Source organism: Lentzea sp. NBRC 102530 (assembly GCF_030269365.1).
Lineage (GTDB): Bacteria > Actinomycetota > Actinomycetes > Mycobacteriales > Pseudonocardiaceae > Lentzea.
Genome location: NZ_BSTF01000027.1, coordinates 18,655 through 35,839, shown reverse-complemented (window position 1 = coordinate 35,839; position 17,185 = coordinate 18,655). Strand labels below are relative to the sequence as shown.

At 68.9% G+C, this 17,185-nt stretch carries 17 protein-coding genes; 11 read left to right on the top strand and 6 right to left on the bottom strand.

Going from position 1 to position 17,185, the window contains the following annotated elements; translation table 11 throughout:
- Window positions 1-285: 285 nt before the first annotated feature.
- Genes QSK25_RS42005 through QSK25_RS41995 form a run of 3 tightly spaced genes read right to left on the bottom strand, consistent with a single transcriptional unit; the run spans window position 286 to window position 2,311 of the window.
- The gene (locus QSK25_RS42005; protein WP_285646941.1) at window positions 286-798 is read right to left on the bottom strand and encodes a hypothetical protein; all 513 of its coding nucleotides are present in this window, start codon (window positions 796-798) and stop codon (window positions 286-288) included.
- A gap of 11 nt (window positions 799-809) precedes the next feature.
- Window positions 810-1,364: a hypothetical protein gene (locus QSK25_RS42000; RefSeq protein ID WP_285646939.1), complete on the bottom strand. Its 555-nt coding sequence runs from the start codon at window positions 1,362-1,364 to the stop codon at window positions 810-812.
- Window positions 1,361-2,311, bottom strand: coding sequence for a coiled-coil domain-containing protein (locus tag QSK25_RS41995; protein ID WP_285646937.1), 951 nt, complete (start codon window positions 2,309-2,311; stop codon window positions 1,361-1,363). Before QSK25_RS41995 ends, QSK25_RS42000 begins: the two co-directional genes overlap by 4 nt.
- 315 nt (window positions 2,312-2,626) lie before the next feature.
- Between QSK25_RS41995 and QSK25_RS41990 the strand changes: the two genes are divergently transcribed.
- Window positions 2,627-3,469, top strand: coding sequence for a DegV family protein (locus tag QSK25_RS41990; protein ID WP_285646936.1), 843 nt, complete (start codon window positions 2,627-2,629; stop codon window positions 3,467-3,469).
- On the opposite strand, the gene QSK25_RS41985 is transcribed toward QSK25_RS41990, so the two are convergent.
- The gene (locus QSK25_RS41985) at window positions 3,466-4,113 is read right to left on the bottom strand and encodes a TetR/AcrR family transcriptional regulator (protein ID WP_285646934.1); all 648 of its coding nucleotides are present in this window, start codon (window positions 4,111-4,113) and stop codon (window positions 3,466-3,468) included. The two genes, QSK25_RS41990 and QSK25_RS41985, sit on opposite strands and share 4 nt — an antisense overlap.
- A gap of 120 nt (window positions 4,114-4,233) precedes the next feature.
- On the opposite strand from QSK25_RS41985, the gene QSK25_RS41980 reads away from it, so the two are divergent.
- From QSK25_RS41980 to QSK25_RS41960, 5 genes are read left to right on the top strand one after another with little or no spacing between them, the layout of a single operon-like run.
- Window positions 4,234-4,605: a hypothetical protein gene (locus QSK25_RS41980; RefSeq protein ID WP_285646932.1), complete on the top strand. Its 372-nt coding sequence runs from the start codon at window positions 4,234-4,236 to the stop codon at window positions 4,603-4,605.
- Between the two features lie 10 nt (window positions 4,606-4,615).
- Complete coding sequence (locus QSK25_RS41975) at window positions 4,616-5,344, top strand: class I SAM-dependent methyltransferase (protein WP_285646931.1); 729 nt, start codon at window positions 4,616-4,618, stop codon at window positions 5,342-5,344.
- Window positions 5,341-6,804: a 1,4-alpha-glucan branching protein domain-containing protein gene (locus QSK25_RS41970; protein WP_285646929.1), complete on the top strand. Its 1,464-nt coding sequence runs from the start codon at window positions 5,341-5,343 to the stop codon at window positions 6,802-6,804. The genes QSK25_RS41975 and QSK25_RS41970 overlap by 4 nt, the downstream gene beginning before the upstream one ends.
- A gap of 4 nt (window positions 6,805-6,808) precedes the next feature.
- The gene (locus tag QSK25_RS41965; protein WP_285646927.1) at window positions 6,809-8,056 is read left to right on the top strand and encodes a glycosyltransferase family 4 protein; all 1,248 of its coding nucleotides are present in this window, start codon (window positions 6,809-6,811) and stop codon (window positions 8,054-8,056) included.
- A 47-nt stretch (window positions 8,057-8,103) separates the two neighbouring features.
- The gene (locus tag QSK25_RS41960) at window positions 8,104-8,877 is read left to right on the top strand and encodes an SGNH/GDSL hydrolase family protein (RefSeq protein WP_285646925.1); all 774 of its coding nucleotides are present in this window, start codon (window positions 8,104-8,106) and stop codon (window positions 8,875-8,877) included.
- Here QSK25_RS41960 and QSK25_RS41955 read toward each other — a convergent pair.
- Window positions 8,874-9,626 (bottom strand): acyltransferase, encoded by a 753-nt coding sequence (locus tag QSK25_RS41955; RefSeq protein ID WP_285646923.1) that lies wholly within the window; start codon window positions 9,624-9,626, stop codon window positions 8,874-8,876. The two genes, QSK25_RS41960 and QSK25_RS41955, sit on opposite strands and share 4 nt — an antisense overlap.
- Before the next feature lie 55 nt (window positions 9,627-9,681).
- Here QSK25_RS41955 and QSK25_RS41950 point away from each other — a divergent pair, with 55 nt between their 5' ends.
- The 5 genes from QSK25_RS41950 (at window position 9,682) to QSK25_RS41930 (ending at window position 16,775) form a co-directional block, all read left to right on the top strand.
- On the top strand, window positions 9,682-9,951 hold the full coding sequence (locus tag QSK25_RS41950) for a hypothetical protein (RefSeq protein WP_285646921.1): 270 nt from the start codon (window positions 9,682-9,684) through the stop codon (window positions 9,949-9,951).
- A 5-nt stretch (window positions 9,952-9,956) separates the two neighbouring features.
- On the top strand, window positions 9,957-10,811 hold the full coding sequence (locus QSK25_RS41945; protein WP_285646920.1) for a nucleoside hydrolase: 855 nt from the start codon (window positions 9,957-9,959) through the stop codon (window positions 10,809-10,811).
- A gap of 58 nt (window positions 10,812-10,869) precedes the next feature.
- Window positions 10,870-14,127, top strand: coding sequence for a GH92 family glycosyl hydrolase (locus tag QSK25_RS41940; protein WP_285646918.1), 3,258 nt, complete (start codon window positions 10,870-10,872; stop codon window positions 14,125-14,127).
- Between the two features lie 62 nt (window positions 14,128-14,189).
- Window positions 14,190-16,025 (top strand): hypothetical protein, encoded by a 1,836-nt coding sequence (locus QSK25_RS41935; RefSeq protein ID WP_285646914.1) that lies wholly within the window; start codon window positions 14,190-14,192, stop codon window positions 16,023-16,025.
- Between the two features lie 24 nt (window positions 16,026-16,049).
- Window positions 16,050-16,775 (top strand): nucleotidyltransferase domain-containing protein, encoded by a 726-nt coding sequence (locus QSK25_RS41930; protein WP_285646913.1) that lies wholly within the window; start codon window positions 16,050-16,052, stop codon window positions 16,773-16,775.
- Here QSK25_RS41930 and QSK25_RS41925 read toward each other — a convergent pair.
- The gene (locus QSK25_RS41925; protein ID WP_285646912.1) at window positions 16,711-17,100 is read right to left on the bottom strand and encodes a DUF4267 domain-containing protein; all 390 of its coding nucleotides are present in this window, start codon (window positions 17,098-17,100) and stop codon (window positions 16,711-16,713) included. The genes QSK25_RS41930 and QSK25_RS41925 overlap by 65 nt on opposite strands.
- Between the last annotated feature and the right edge of the window lie 85 nt (window positions 17,101-17,185).

Genomic DNA, 17,185 nt, shown 5'->3' with positions numbered 1-17,185 from the left:
CGAACGGGCTGCTGCCCATCACCGAGCCGGTTCCCCCTGCCTTGGCGATGGGGGCTTTACCTTGAGGGGGCGGGGTGCCAACCTGTTCGGTCCGGCCGGGGCGCTTCTCCCCCGGCTTTGAGGCCGCGAATGCGCCCCGCCGGAGGCTCGAGGTCAAGCCCCAATCGCACCCCACATGGCCGAACCGACCCGCGCGAGCACCCTCGCAACCGCAGCCCGACCAACAAAACGCGACCAAACCCGCTGGAACCGCAACCAGCCCACACATCCCGACCCCAGCAGGGGTCAGTTGCTCCCAGCCTTCCGCCGAACCTCGTCGAACGTCCTCAAATACCGCTGCCGAAAATCTTCCCGCTCAACCCAGGTCGTCTGCTCAACAGCCTGAGGCTTGGCAGGCGGCGGCAGCGCAGTCTCGACAACAACTTCCGGCTCTTCCTCGGCCTCAACCTCAGCCTCGACCTCAAGCTCCTCAACAACCTCGGGCTCGGGCTCGGGCTCGGCTGCCGGCTCGGCAGTCTCCACCACAGGCTCGGCGAACACGGCCAACGCCGGTTCCAACTGAGGCAACCCCACCACCGGATTCCGATGAATGGGCCGGGAGTCGTACTCCGCCTCCACCGGCTCCACCACCGGCTTCTCCACCCAGGTCCGCGCATCCACCGGCACCTCGGGCGAAGCCGGAGACCCGGCCTTGTCCGAGGCGTCCTCCCGACGCCGCACCAAGACGTACATCAGGGCCGCCCCCAACGTGAAGGACAGCACGCACAGCCCGAAGACGATCCCGACTGCCCCTGCCATTGCGAAGGCTCCTAGCTGACGAGGACGTCGATCTGCGGCCCGAAGTCCGAGGGCGGTCCCCACACCGGGTCGACGATCACCCGTGTCGTGAAGGACTTGTCCACACCTTGTTCCGCCAGGTACTGCCGCAGCAGCCCGGCCCGTTCCATCGCGAGGACGTCGCAGCGGTGCGAAGCCGTCTCGCCGTTCCACGCGTGTGCCACCAGCGTCACCGAGCCGGACGAGTTGCGCAGCAGGCTGGCGAGGCTGCGACGCACGTCCTCGCCGCGGCCCACCAACGACGCGGTGCCCGGCGCGAAGGTGATGCCCTTGACGGCGTGCGAGGTGAACAGGCTGCGCACCGCCTCCTGCGCCACCGCGGCGGACAGCTGGACCGGCGCCGGAGGCTCCATGCGCAGCGGGGCCACGAAGTCCGCCACGGGCACCGGGCCCGCGAGGACGGCGGGAGCGGCGGGTGACGACGACAGCGCCGTCTCCAGTTCTTCGCCGTAGACGGAGAAGCCGAAGGCCGTCACGGAGGCCGGCACCATCAGAGCGCCTACTACGAGCGGAACCCAACGCTTCATGACGCGGCCACCTGTTCCGGGATGTGCACGGGCGCTACGCGTTCGGCGGCCGCGGACAGTGCGGCGCGGGCCGCGGTGAGCTGGGAGTGCACGACTCGCTTGAGCTCGTGCAGTTCCTCGGTGCGGTCGGCGACCTCGGCCAGGCGGCGGGTGGCTTCGCGGGACGCCATCTTCACCACGAACTCGGACCTGGCGCGGGCCAGGGCCTCCTGCTCCTGCAGGTGCTGGGCGACCTCGTTGCGGCGGCGGGTCATGGTGAGTTCGAAGAACTGCTGGGCCTTGTCGCGCTTGCGTTCGGAGTCGGCCTCGAGGGCGTTGCACTGCAGGGCCGTTTCGCGCAGCAGGCGGTCCGCGTCGGCCTGGGCCTGTTCGACGGCCTCGGCGCACTCGCGTTCGACCTCGTCGGCGCGCTGGCGGTGCTGGGCTTCCAGGTCGCTGTTGCGGCGTTCCATCTCGAGCTCGCGGCGTTCCATCGCGGCGGCGCGGGTGGCGCAGTCCTGGCGCACGGCGTAGAGCTCGGACTCGGCCTCGGCGCGCATGGCCGCGGCCTCGTTCTTCGCGTTGGCGCGCAGTTCGGTCAGTTCGGCGTCGGTGCGCTCGCGGAGATCCGCGCACTCGCGTTCGGCCTGCAGGTGCATCTCCGCCGTCTCGTCCTCGGCGAGGCGGAGCATGCGGTGCATCCGTTCGGTGGCGCTCGCGTGCGAACCCGAGGTGGTCTCCAGGCGTTCGATCCTGGCGCGCGCCTCTTCGAGGTCCTGGCGCGTCATTTCCAGGAGCTTGCGCAAATCCGCCGCCTGCGCCAGCGCCTCGGCCCTGTCGAGGCTCGTGAAGCGCAGCTGCTCCTCGAGATTCTCGATGTGCTCGATGACCTGACGTCGATGAAAACCTCGGTAGACAACGTCGAAACCGGCGTGCAGCGGAACTAGTTCCTGCTCTTTTGCACCCATGGTCACCTACTCACTCAACCGGGCTGAAGATTGTGCGAGCTTACCCACGGCCGGTGACCCCAACCAGCGTCGAAAGTGGACGGACGAGCATGATGTAACACGTGGAATAACGGGTATTTCCTGCGCAAACAAGCGTTCCCTAGATCATCACCGATGACCACCCAGTCACCCGATTGTGTCAAGTAACAGGCCTTTCCGGCGTGTTCACTCCGTGCGTTCGCCGTACACGGAAAGCGACCGCGAAGGTCGAGATCACACGAATTGCCTTCCATCGGTCGTGGCTACTTCGATCACCCTTCGTTAACCTTCTCGTTCGTGTCCTCACGAGTAGCCGTCGTCACCGACTCGACCGCGTCGCTCCCCGCCCGCCTGGCGGACCGCTTCGACATCATCACGGTCCCGATGCAACTCAAGATCGGGTCGGAGCTGATCGACGAGGCCTACGTGCCGACCGACCGGCTGCTGCAGGCGATGGAGGCGCAGATCCCGATCACGACGCAGCCGCCCGCCCCAGACGCGTTCTTCTGGGCCTACCAGGACGCGTGGGCGAAGGGCGCGGAGACGATCGTGTCGGTGCACGTGACGCCGAAGCTCTCCCCCGCGACGGACGCGGCGAAGGCGGCCGCGGCCAAGTCGCGCGTGCCGGTGTTCATCGTGGACTCGCACTCGTCGGGCATGACGCTGGGCTTCGCGGCGCTCGCGGCGGCGCGGATCGTGCAGAGCGGCGGCAACGTGCAGAACGCGCGCAGCGTCGCCGAGCAGCGCGGCCGCAACGCCAGCGTCCTCATCTACGTGGACACCCTGCACTACCTGCGCCAGGCGGGACGGGTCAGCGCGGCGGCGAAGCTCTTCGGCGACGCGCTGTCGGTCAAGCCGCTGCTCACGGTCGTGAACGGCGAGGTGGAGCCGTTCGACAAGGTCGTCGGCCGCGACCGGGCGCTGGGCAAGCTCGTCGACAAGGCGGTGGCGCTCGCCTACGGGCGCGACGTCGACCTCGCCGTCGAGCACTTCGCGGCCGAGAAGGAGGGCCACGAACTGCTGCAGATGCTGCAGAAGCGCATCCCGCACGCCCGCGACGTCGTGCTCACCCAGGTGAGCGCGGCGATCGGGGCGAACGTCGGACCGGGCGCGCTGGCCGTCACGGTCTCGCCGTTCTAGAGGTCCGCGACCTCCTCCGCGAGCAACAGTTCGACGTCGATCCCCATCGGCGTGAAGTGGCCGGCGAGCTCCAGCGAGAGCACGCCCTGCGTGCGCGTCCAGAACGACAGCGCGCGGTGCACCGCCGGAGACGGCGCCGGCAGCGCGCCCGCCCACCCGTTCTTCATCTGCAGGAAGGCCTCGAACGGGGTTTCCGGGTCCTGCGGCCCGCCACCGCACACCTCCAGCAGCACCGCCAGGATCTCGTTCGAGATCGCGGTGATGTCGTCGGGCGCGTGGTAGCCGGGCACGGGCGTGCCGTAGATGAGCAGGTACCGCTGCGGATCGGCGATCGCCCACCCCCGGATGACCGAGGCGAGCCCCACGACCGTGACGCCCAACCCGTGCGCCGCGCGGACGGTGTCGGCCAGGCTGCGGTACGCGTCGCGGACGAGCTCGGTGATCAGCTCGTCGCGACCGGCGAAGTACCGGTACAGCGCGGGCCCGCTCATGCCCATCTCCTTGGCGATCGCGTTCAACGACAACGCCGTCACGCCGTTGGCCGCGATCTGCTCCCACGCGTGCCGCTTGACCTCCTCGCGCACCTGCACGCGGTAACGCTCACGAGGGTTGGCCGCGGTACCGGCCGGAGACTCTGTCGCCATAGTTAGACCCTCTCACATTCGTTATTGACACTCACGCCTGTGACAGCCTAGCTTCTGCATGTCACAGTTGTTAGAGCCTCTAACAGTTGCAACTGCCACTAACGAAAGAAGGAGCCTCTCATGAACGCGAGCACCTCTGGCAACACGGCGAACGTCGCCCGCAAGGCGGCCTACCCGAAGACGTCGACGCTGGTCGCGGCCTGGCTGGCACCCGTCATGGTGATCGGCAAATTCGGCCTGCTGTCCGGCATCCCGATCGCCGTCGTGCTCGTCGCGAGCCTGCGCAGCAGCCGGTCGAACGCCCTCAGGTGGTGGTCGGGGGCGCTCACGCTGGCGTATGCGACCCCGTTGACGATGTGGCTCACCGGACCGAGTGAGGCACCCAGCCTGTCCAAGTACATGGACACCACGACGACGACAGTTCTCGCAGCGGCGGGCGTTGCCACGGCGATCGCGCACCAGGTAGTTCGCATGAGGTCTACTGACAAGTAACCTGGCGGGCGTGACCCTCCCCCTGACCGGCGAACGCACGGTGCCCGGTATCGCGGAAGAGAACTACTGGTTCCGGCGGCACGAAGCCGCGTATCTGCACCTGATCGGCCACTGCGCGGACGCCGTCGTGCTGGAGGCGGGCTGCGGCGAGGGCTACGGCGCGCAGCTGATCAGAACGGTCGCGCGCCGGGTGATCGCCCTCGACTACGACGAACTGACGTCGCAGCACGTGGCCCGCGCCTACCCGCAGCTGAACGTGCTCCGCGGCAACCTGGCGACCCTGCCGCTGCAGGACGGCAGCGTCGACGTCGTGGCGAACCTGCAGGTCATCGAGCACCTGTGGGACCAGGAAGGGTTCCTCGCCGAGTGCCGCAGGGTGCTCAAGCCCGGCGGCAGGCTCATCGTGACGACGCCGAACCGCCTCACGTTCTCGCCCGGTCAGGACACGCCGCTGAACCCCTTCCACACCAGGGAACTCGCACCGTCCGAACTGGACGAGATGCTGCGCGGTGCTGGTTTCCGCGTTGACGAACTGACGGGCCTGCGTCACGGACCGAGGCTTGACACGCTCCTGAACGGACAGATCATCGACGCACAGGTCGAAGTCGCCCTGTCCGGTGCGCCGTGGCCGGCCGAGCTCAAGGAGGCTGTGGAGTCGGTGACGGTGGAGGACTTCGACATCACGCCCGACGACATGGACGCCTGCCTCGACCTCGTGGCCGTGGCGGTGCGCGCGTGACCACGAAGGCAACCGAGGGCACGTTCTGCCTGGTCCTGCACAGCCACCTGCCCTGGCTCGCGCACCACGGCGCGTGGCCGGTCGGCGAGGAGTGGCTCTACCAGGCGTGGGCGCACTCGTACCTGCCCGTCGTCGACATGCTGCGGCGCTTCGCCGACGAGGGCCGCGAGGACGTCCTGACGCTCGGCGTCACGCCTGTGCTGGCCGCACAGCTCGACGACCCGTACTGCTTACGAGGCATGCACGACTGGCTCGGCAACTGGCACCTGCGCTCGCACTTCGCCGGCGAACGGCTGAAGGAGCTGTCGGCCTACGAGCACCGGGCATCGCAGTGGGCGCTGCACAGGTTCGAAACCCAGTGGCGGCACGGGTTCTCGCCGGCGCTGCGGTCCCTTGTGGACTCCGGCACGATCGAGCTGCTCGGCGGGCCCGCCACGCACCCGTTCCAGCCGTTGCTCGACCCCGAGGTCAGGGCGTTCGCGCTCAGGACCGGACTCGACGACACCGCGTTGCGCATCGGCCGCGCTCCGGAGGGGATCTGGGCGCCGGAGTGCGGCTACTCCCCCGGCATGGAGGCGGGGTACGCGGCGGCGGGCGTCCGCAGGTTCATGGTCGACGGCCCCGCGCTGCACGGCGACACCTCGGCGGCGCACCCCGTCGGATCGTCGGACGTGCTGGCGTTCGGGCGCGATCTCGAGGTCTCGTACCGGGTCTGGTCGCCGAAGGTCGGCTATCCGGGTGACGCGGCCTACCGGGATTTTCACACTTATGATCACCCGACGGGTCTCAAGCCGTCGCGGGTGACGGGCAAGAACGTGGCGCCGGAGGACAAACGGCCGTACGACCCGTTGCTGGCGAAGGAAGCCCTCGACCGGCACGTCGCGGATTTCGTGGACACGGTCGTGCGGCGGCTCCGGGCGATCGACGGCGGACTCGTCGTGGCGGCCTACGACACCGAGCTGTACGGGCATTGGTGGCACGAGGGTCCGTTGTGGCTCGAGGCCGTGCTGCGGGCGTTGCCGGAGGCGGGGGTGCGCGTGACGACGTTGCGCGGCGCCGTCGAGGCGGGGCACGTGGGCGCGCCGGTCGAGCTGCCGGCGTCGTCGTGGGGCAGCGGCAAGGACTGGCGCGTGTGGGACGGCGCGCAGGTGTCGGACATCGTGTCGTTGAACGAGTCCGTGCAGAAGGAGTTGCTGGGACTGGACTTCTCGTCCGAGGCGAGGAACCCGGTGCTGGACCAGGCGGTGCGCGAGGCGCTGCTGGCGTTGTCGAGCGACTGGGCCTTCATGGTCACGAAGGACTCGGCCGCCGACTACGCCCGGTACCGCGCGAAGATTCACAGCGATCGCTTCAGCGAGCTCGCGGCGTTGGCGCGGAGCGGTCGCGGACTGGGCAGGGCAACGGAGCTCCGCGCGGCGGACGGCCCCTTCGGGCATCTGGACGTGCGAGGAATGGGGTAACGGGATGCGCGTGCTGATGTTGTCGTGGGAGTACCCGCCGGTGGTCGTCGGCGGGCTGGGCAGGCACGTCCACGCGCTCGCGACACAACTGGCCGCGCAGGGGCACGAGGTCGTCGTGCTGTGCCGGCAGCCGTCCGGCACCGACGCGATCACGCACCCGACGTCCGACCTGGTGAGCGAGGGCGTGCGGCTGATCCGCGTCGCCGAGGACCCCGCGCACTTCGTGTTCGAGAAGGACCTGCTGGCCTGGACGCTCGCGATGGGCCACGCGATGACGCGCGCCGGCCTCGCGCTGGGTTCGTGGCGCCCGGACGTCGTGCACGCGCACGACTGGCTCGTCGCGCACCCGGCCGTGGCGCTGGCGGAGGCGTTCGGCGTGCCGCTGGTGGCGACGATCCACGCTACCGAGGCCGGCCGGCACTCCGGCTGGCTGTCGCACCCGCTGAACCAGCAGGTGCACTCCGTCGAGTGGTGGCTCGCGAACCGCGCCGACTCGCTGATCACGTGCTCGTCGGCGATGCGCGGCGAGGTCGGGCATCTGTTCGAAGTGGACACCGCCGACGTTTCCGTGCTGCACAACGGCATCGAACCGGGCGGCTGGAAGGTGCGGGCGAAGGACGTCGGCGCGGCCCGCCGCACGTACTCGCCGCACGGTGATCCGCTGCTCCTCTTCTTCGGCCGCATCGAGTGGGAGAAGGGCATCCAGGACCTGATCGCCGCGCTCCCCCGCATCCGCCGCTTCCACCGCGGCACGCGCGTGGTCGTGGCCGGGGGCGGGTCGCAGACGGAGTGGCTGCGGGACCAGGCGCGCAAGCACCGCGTGCTGCGGGCGGTGGAGTTCGTCGGCCATCTCTCCGACAGGACTTTGGCGGCGTTGCTCACCGCCGCCAACGCCGTGGTGCTGCCGTCGCGCTACGAACCGTTCGGCATCGTGGCGCTGGAGGCCGCGGCGGCGGGAACGCCTCTGGTCGCCTCGACCGCCGGCGGCCTCGGCGAGGTGGTGCTGGACGGCGTCACCGGACTGTCCTTCGCCCCCGGCGACGTGGACGGACTCGCCCGCGCCGTGCGGGACGTGCTGTCCGATCCCACGTCCGCGGCGTCTCGTGCGCGTGCGGCGAAGGCACGGCTGGCGACCGACTTCAACTGGGCCACGATCGCGTCCGACACCGCATCCGTCTACGCCTCAGCGGTTGTGCGCGAACCACGGGTGCTCGGCCGCCCCAAGATCGCGACGGGCAATCTGTTCACCTGAGTCCGCTACAGTCCCGGTCCCGTTAACGACAGGTGACCGAGGACTGAATGACTTACCAACGCTTCGTGGCGCTCGGGGACAGCTGCACCGAGGGCCTGGACGACCTGCTGCCCGACGGTCGCTACCGGGGCTGGGCCGACCGCGTCGCGTCCGCCCTGGACGCGCCGGGCTTCCGCTACGCCAACCTCGGCGTGCGCGGCCGACGCCTGGACCAGATGCTGGTGGAGCAGGTCCCGTCCGCGCGCGCGTTGGAACCCGACCTGGTGGTGCTGTTCGGCGGCGGCAACGACGTCATGTCCAACGCCACCCTGGAACAGATCGCCGCGCGCGCAGACGCGATGGTGCGCGCCGTGACGTCGTTCGCGCCCACCGTCGCTGTCTTCACGTTGAGCGACATCTCGCACCGCATGCCGTTCGGCTGGCGCATGCGGCCACGCATCGATGCCCTGAACACGGCCGTGCGGGCCGCAGCTTCGCGTTACGGCGCGATCCTGATCGACGTCGAGGACGACGAGTGCGTGCACGACTCGCGCTACTTCGGCCCGGACCGGCTGCACCTGTCCTCGTTGGGGCACAGGCGGTTGGCGGGACACGTGCTGGCGACGCTCGGCATCCCGTTCGACCCGGCCTGGCTGACGCCCCTGGAGGGCACGGCCGCGGCCGCCTCGGTGCTGGACCACTGGCGGTGGCTGCGCGACCAGGTGCTGCCGGTCGCCTACACCCGCACCCGCAACAAGCTGATCGGGCGCCAGCCGGGTGACGGTTTCGTGCCCAAGCGCCCGCAGCTCGCGCCGCTCACCTCACGACAGATGGCGCGCTAGGCCGACGCGTCCTCGGCCCGCTTGGCCAGCGCCTCCTTGGCCTTGCGGGCCATGTCCGCGATGTCCGCCCGCCGCTGCGCGTCCGCCTCGTAGTCGGCCCGCCGGTCCCGCACCACCCGCGCCGGCATGCCGACCGCGATCTTGAAGTCCGGGATGTCCCCGCGCACGATCGCGTGCGCCCCGAGCACGCACCCGCGCCCGACGCGGGTGCCGCGCAGCACCGTCACCTTGGCCCCGAGCCAGCAGTCGGGCCCGATGCGCACCGGCGTCTTGACGATGCCCTGGTCCTTGATCGGCAGGGTGATGTCCTCGACCTTGTGGTCGAAGTCGCAGATGTACACCCAGTCCGCGACGAGCGACGAGGCGCCGATCTCGATGTCGAGGTAGCAGTTGACGGTGTTGTCCTTGCCGAACACCACCTTGTCGCCGATGCGCAACGACCCCTCGTGGCACCGGATGGCGTTGCCGTCGCCGATGTGGACCCAGCGGCCGATCTCGAGGCGGCCGAACCCTGGCCGGGCCATGACCTCGACGCGCTTGCCGAAGAACACCATGCCGCGCAGCACGACGTGGGGGTTGAGCAGGCGGAACTTGAGCAGCCGCCAGTAGCGCACCAGGTACCACGGGGTGTAGGCGCGGTGGCGCAGGACCCAGCGCAGGGAAGCCATCGTGAGGAAGCGCGCCTGCATCGGATCTCGGCGCGACCTGCGCCAGCGCGTCCAGACCGGTGCACCCCACATCGAAGTCATGACGCACCTTAACTTCAGCAGGCCGAACCGCCCGAAACGGTTCTAAGGTGGCCCCATGTGGGCCGTCATCGGCGTGTGGGACATCGCTCCCGAAGTGATCGACGAGCTGCGGGCGCAGGTGCCGCTGATGGCGTCGAGCAAGGTCGGGCGGCCTGGGTTCGTGCACGGCACGTGGACGCTCGACGGGCACATGGTGCAGGTCTACGACAACGAGGCCGACGCTCGCCGGTACCACCAGGACATGCTCGACCAGGGCGCCACGGAACGGCCCGGCGTGCGGTGCGTGGTGTGGGACGTGGCCGAGGTCGGGGCTGAGGCACCCTAGGGGGCATGGCCACTGCTCTCATCATCGACACCGACCCCGGCGTCGACGACGCGTTCGCGATCGCGCTCGCCGCCCGCAGCCCCGAGGTCGACCTCAGGGCGTTGACCACGGTGTTCGGCAACGTCAGGCTGGACCTCACGACGGCGAACGCGCTGCGGTTGCTCGCGCACCTCAAGCGCACCGACGTGCCGGTGGTCCGCGGTTCGGAGGGGCCGGGCGGGGCCGCTGACGTGCACGGGGAGGACGGGCTCGGCGGGCAGGCCCACACGTTGCCGGAGAACCCCGAGCCGATCGAAAGCGACGACGTCGTGCGGTTCTTCGCGGACAACGTCACCAAGGACACCGTGGTCGCCGCGATCGGACCGCTCACGAACATCGCGAAGGCGCTCGAGGCCGGGATCGAGTTCCCGCGGCTGATCGTCATGGGTGGCGGGCTCGGCATCGGCAACATGACGCTGCGCGCCGAGTTCAACTTCTGGGCGGACGCGGCGGCGGCGAGGACGGTGATCCGCAAGGGCAACCCGATCGTGGTGCCGCTCAACCTCACCCAGCGGTGCATCGCGGACACCGAGTTCCTCGCGAACGTCGACCCGGTGCTCAGCAACCTCACGGGCACCTACCGCGAGTACCTCAGCAAGCACCAGGACCAGAACCACTCCGACCGACCCGAGGGGATCCTGATCCACGACGCCGTCGCCGTGGCGGAGGCGATCGTGCCCGGAACGCTGCACCTCGCCACCCACGGGCTCGACATCGACGACGAGGGTGCGCTGGTCGAGGGAAAGCACCAGGTAGAGGTCGCGGAAGACTGCGATTGGCCCGCGTTGAGGGCCTTCATGGAGCAGCGCTTGTCCGTTTGACGACAACTTCACGTCGCTCTCTGGGGTTGAGCGGCCACGGTAAGTAGGGTCCGCGACCATGCGGCGAAGAGTCCTGATGACAGCTGCGGTGGTGGCGGCCACGACGTTCGGAGTGGTCCCTGCCTCCGCTCAGCCCCAGATCATGGTGGTGCCGGATCCGGCAGCGCACGTGAACCCGTTCATCGGCACGACCAACCTCGGGAACACCTTTCCCGGCGCGGTCGTGCCGTTCGGCATGTTCTCCTTCAGCCCGGAGGCCAGTCGCGGCAACACCCTGCGCGCCGCGGCTCCCGGCGGTTACCGGTACGACGCCACGAAGATCCGCGGCTTCAGCCTCACGCACATGTCCGGTACGGGCTGCGCGGGCGGCAGCGGTGACATCCCGATCTTCCCGCACGTCGGGACGGTCACGACGAGCCCGACGACCGACGCCACGGACGCGGTCTACGCGAGCGACTTCGCGCACGCCGACGAGGTGGCCAAGCCCGGCCGCTACGACGTGACGCTCAAGTCGGGTGCGAAGGCCGAGCTGTCCGCCACCGAACGCACCGGTGCGGCGCGGTTCAGCTTCCCCGCCGACAAGCCGGCGACGGTGCTGGTCAACACGTCCAAGTCGCAGGTCGGCAGCTCCGACGCGCAGACCGTGATCGACAAGGACAAGCGGACGATCACCGGCAGCGTGACGTCGGGCAACTTCTGCGGCTACATCAACCAGGTCGGCCGCCGCAGCTACTACACGCTGCACTTCGTGGCGGAGTTCGACCAGGCGTTCACCGAGGTCGGCACGTACCAGGACAACGTTGTCACGCCCGGGAGCACCAGTTCGAAGGGCGGCACGACGTACGGGACCAACGGCTGGCCGGTGCTGGGCAAGGGTTCCGGCGCCTACCTCGGCTTCGAGCCGGGCGCCCAGGTGAACATGAAGGTCGGCATCTCCTACGTGAGCCTGGAGAACGCCAAGCAGAACCTCAAGGCCGAGAACAAGGGTCAGTCCATCGAGGACATGAGGGACAACGCGTACATCGCGTGGCAGAAGCAGCTCAAGCGCATCGAGGTCGGCGGCGGCTCCGATGACGAGCGGACGAAGTTCTACACCGCGCTGTACCACTCGTTGTTGCACCCCAACCTGTTCAGCGACGTCAACGGCGAGTACGCCGGGTTCGACGGCAAGACCCACCAGATCGACAAGCGCCGGCAGAAGGCCCAGTACGGCACGTTCTCCGGCTGGGACATCTACCGCTCGCAGCTGCAGCTGCTCACCCTGCTCGAACCGCAGATCGGCTCGGACATCGCGCAGTCGCTGCTCAACCAGGCCGAGCAGAACAACGGCGTGTGGGACCGCTGGACGCACAACGGCGGTGGCACGCACGTCATGAACGGCGACCCGGCGCCGATCGCGCTGGCCGCCATCTCGGCGTTCGGTGGCGAGGGCTACGACATCAAGGCGTCGCTCAAGTCGTTGGTGAAGGCCGCGACCGTGCCGACGGCGCTGGACCTGAGCAAGGACGGCTGGGCCGTCATGTCGGTCGGGCAGCGGCCGTCGCTCGACAAGTACCTGCAGAACAAGTACATGCCGTCCGTCTCGAACGCCTGGGGCGGCGCGGCGGAGACCCTGGAGATCTCCGCGGCGGACTTCGCGATCAGCCAGCTCGCCGACCGCACCGGCGACAAGAAGACCGCGAAGACGTTCGCCGAGCGCGCGCAGTGGTGGCAGAACAACTTCGACCCGGTCGCGGACGCCACGGGCGGGTACATCCGCAACCGCAACGCCGACGGCACGTGGGTCAAGGACTTCACGCCCGACACCGGCAACGGGTTCGTCGAGGGCAGCAGCGCCCAGTACACGTGGATGGTCACGCACAACGTGGCCGGGCTCGTCGACTCGCTGGGCGGCAGGGAACGCGCCAACAAGCGGCTGGACGACTTCTTCCACAACGCCGACGGCAGCTGGGCGTTGACGGGCAAGGGCGGCGCGAAGTCCGAACTGGACAACGAGCCGTCCGTGAACGTGCCGTGGCTCTACAACTACACGGGCGCACCGGCCAAGGCGCAGGAGACGTTGCGCGAGACGATCACCACGCTGTGGAAGAACGCCCCCGGCGGCATTCCCGGCAACGACGACCTCGGCGCCATGTCGTCGTGGTTCGTGTTCACCGCGATGGGCATCTACCCGCAGGTGCCGTCGCGCGCGGAGCTCGTGCTGAGCGCGCCGCTGTTCACCTCGGTGAAGATCAACCGCGGCGGCGGCAAGGACATCACGATCACCGCACCGCAGGCCAACACGGCGACGAAGTACGTGCAGTCGCTGAAGGTCAACGGCCGGGCGGCCACCAAGACCTGGCTGCCCGAGTCGTTCGTGGAACGCGGCGGCAAGCTCGACTTCGTGCTGGGCAAGGCGCCCTCGTCATGGGGCACGGGTGCCGGCGACGCGCCCCCGTCGTTCCGCGACGGCGAGAAGCCGATCAAGCACGACCAGCCGTACTTCCTGACCGTCGAACCGCGGCAGCTCGTCGTGGAGCCCGGCAAGTCGGTCACCGGCAAGGTCAACTCCGTCAAGCTCTACGACGGCGACCCCAAGGCGACCTTCACGATCGCCGGACCCGCCGGGCTGACGTTCACGCCGAACACCGGCACCGTGCCCGCGGAGTTCACGGTCGCGGCCGATGCCGGTACGCCGCAGGGCTTCTACGACATCACCGTGACGGTGACCGTCGAGGGCGCCGCGAAACCGGTGGTGCTGCCGCAGGTCGTGAAGGTCGCGCCGGCGGGCAGCATGCTCGCCGCCGTGAACAACGTCGGTGCCTCCGCCGACGCCGACGGTGAGGGCGACTTCGACGGCGGCGGCTACAGCTACTCGCGCGAGGCCCTGGCTCAGGCCGGGCTCCCGCCGGGCGGCACCGCGACCGTCGACGGCCTCACGTTCACCTGGCCGTCCTCGCCTCCCGGCCGTCCCGACAACGCGACGGCCCAGAAGCAAACGCTTGCCCTGTCCGGGAGCCGGTTGGCGTTCATCGGCTCCGCGGCCAACGGAGCGCGGGCCAAGGCGGCCACGGTGACGTTCACGGACGGCACCACCGCGCAGGTCGAGATCGGGTTCAGCGACTGGACGCTGGGCGGTGGCGGGGCGGCACCGAGCTTCGGCAACGTGATCGTCGCCAACACGCCGTACCGCAACCAGCTGGGCGGCGGCAACGAGAAGGTCGCCACGCACATCTTCGCGACCAAGACGTACGTGGCTCCGGAGGGCAAGACGCTGGCGAGCGTCGTGCTGCCGGACGACGTGAACATGCACTTCTTCGCTGTGGCACTCGGGTAGTTCTTGCTCGGGGCGGCTCCGTTTTCGCTGACGGAGCCGCCTCCTGCAGGGATGATCCGAGGGTGAGCGACATCGAGCAGCGGCTCGTCACGGCGGCGCGCGACGGCGAGTGGCTGGTGTGCGCTGAGGACGACGATCCGGTACCAGCCGACCTCATCAGGGACCTGCTGCTGGGTCGGCACGGCGACCTCGACCCGGCCGGGGTACGGCTGGAAGGTGCCCGGATCCAGGGCGTCCTCAACCTCGACAGGGTGAAGACCTCAGCCGGACTGGCCTTCAGCAACTGCACGATCCAGAAGCCGATCGAGGCCCGCTATGCGAGCCTGCCCGACCTCGTGTTCTTCGGGGGCCAGTGCGCCGGAATCCACGCGGACGGACTCCACGTCAACGGGGATCTCTTCCTGCGCAACGGAGTTCGCTTCGCCGGAGATCACGAACGCGGCACGATCAAGCTTGTCGACTGTCGGGTCGACGGCGATGTCGACTTCAGGGGCGTGGAGATCACGAACACCACCGGTCCCGCCCTGAACGCCGAGAGCCTCACGGTCGGCGGCCGAGTGACCCTGCACCAGGGAAGTCGGCTCGCCGGGCACAGCGATCGTGCCGCAGTGTCGTTCAACGGCGCTCGACTCGCCTCCGACCTGGTCGTGAAAGCCACCGAGATCACGAATGACACCGGACCAGCGTTGTCGATCGAGTCCGCCACCATCGGCGGCCGCGTCCGGGTACGGGATGGCAACCGAATCACCTCAGGTGGTGGGGCGGGCGCATTCCTGCTCGGAGGAACTCGTGTGTCGGGGCCGGTGGCGCTGGCCGACACGGAGATCATCAGCAGCTGCGGCCCAGGGCTCGACGCCAGTGAAGTGCACATCGGCGGATCTCTCAACCTGCGCAGCGGAACGATCATCACCGGGCATCACAAGTCCGGCTCGTTGCTCGTGCTCGACGGTCGAGTCGACGGGATCTTCGAGATCATCGACACAACTGTCACGAACAGTGACGACATCGCGGTGACCCTGGACCGCACGCAGGTCGGCGGCTCGATGGCGGTGTTCGGGCAGTCCAGGCTCTCCGCGGGCGGTGACGGATGTGCGTTGAGCCTGAGCAACGTCCGGGTCGGCGGCTGGTTCGGGTGCGGCGAGTCGGTCGTGCTGGAAGCGAAGTCGGAGTCGATGAACCTGCGGGGCATGACGGTGGCGGGTGTGGTGTGGTTGCCGCACACGGGTCTGTGTCCTGACCGAGGACGTGGCAGCACGTGTGACGGCACGACTCGTGTGCGTCTCAGCGACTTCACCTACTCGTCTCTCTCGTCGATGTGGCACTGGGAGGAGTGGTTGCACGTCATCCGCTGTCACACGGCCACCTATCACGCCTCCGCATACCAACGGTTCGCTGCGGTGGAACGCGCCGCTGGGCACGACGGGACCGTTCGGCAGATCCTGATGGCGCAGCAGACGGATCTGCGGCGCCGCAGTCCCGAGTCGTTGGGTGGGCGGCTGACGAGGTGGTTCCACTGGCTGTGGGGTGTGCTGGCCGGGTACGGGTATCGGGCGCGCCGGACCGCGGCGGCGTTGGCTCTGGTGCTGGTGGCGGCCGGGGCGTTGGGGTGGTGGGCGGGGCAGGTTTCCACGCGGCCTGGACACCTTGTGGCGGAACGGGTTGCGACGGCGCCGGTGGGGGCCGGGACGCCGTGTTCGACGGTGGAACTGGTGGGGCTCGGGCTGGATCGCGGGTTGCCGTTGGCGATGACCGGGATGCGGGCCCGGTGTGATCTGGACACCGCTTCGCGCAAGGGGCAGGCGTTCACGGCCGCGATCTGGCTGGTGCAGTTGGCGGTGTGGGGGTTGGCGACGCTGGCGCTGGCCGGGTACACGAACCTGGTGCGCAAGCCGGGCTGAAGTTCTGACTTATAGGGTTGTGTGGTGTTCACCGTTTCGGAGCGCGATCAGTTGCGTCGCGACCTCGTCAACGCCGCCGACACTGATCCGCGGGTCGTCGGGGCCGCGCTGACCGGGTCGGCCGCGGCGGGTGCGGAGGACCGATGGTCGGACATCGACTTCGCGCTGTCGGTCGAGCGTGATCTCGACGCCGTCGTGGACGACTGGACCGCGTTGATGTACGCGTGCGGGGCGGTCAGCCACCTCGACGTGCGGCACGGGACCGTGTTGTTCCGGGTGTTCCTGATGCGGTCGACGTTGCAGGTCGACGTGGCGTTCTGGCCGTCGGGCGAGTTCGGGGCGACCGGGCCGGCGTTCGAGCTGTTGTTCGGGGAGGCCAACGAGCTCCCGCCGGCGGGGCAGCCCGGGCGGGACGGACTCGTCGGCATGGCGTGGTTGTACGCGTTGCACGTGCGGTCGTCGATCGCGCGCGGACGGGTGTGGCAGGCCGTGCACATGCTCAACGGGATGCGGGACAACGTGATGTCCCTGTGGTGCCTGCGCGAGGGCGTGAACGCGGTGCAGGGGCGCGGACTGGACGACCTGCGGGACACGCGGGCGTTCGACGGGACCCTGGTGCTGTCCACGCACCCGGACGAGTTGCGGCGGGTGTTCCAGGTGCTGACCGGGCTGCTGGTCGAGGAGATCAGTGAGCCTGAGGTGCGGGAAGCCGTGCAGGCGCTGTCTCGAGCAGGAGCAGGCCGGCCGTGAGCAGGACCAGCACGGCCGCCGAGCCGTGCACCATGAGCGCGTAGCCCACTGTGCCGCCGTGCGTGATCACGGCCAGGGCGTCGCCGATCGGGATGACCGCGTCGGCGAGGACCACCCAGCCCAACGCCCTGCGGTGGCCCATGAGCAGCAGGATCAGGGCGGTCAACGCGTAGGCGATGTCGCGCACGCCCTTCACGACGTAGTAGCCGGCCGGGTCGACGATGCCGAAACCGGCCGCGGCCGCTTCGCCGTTGAGCAGGTAGCTCAGGCCGAAGTAGAAGCCGGCCGCCACGACGAGCCATCCCATGATCGTGTTGAAGCGCATCTCGTCCTCCACTGAAATCTAGCACTGCTAGCGACACGAGCGACGCTAACATCAGCTCGCTCGCCTGTCTAGCAGTGCTAGATTT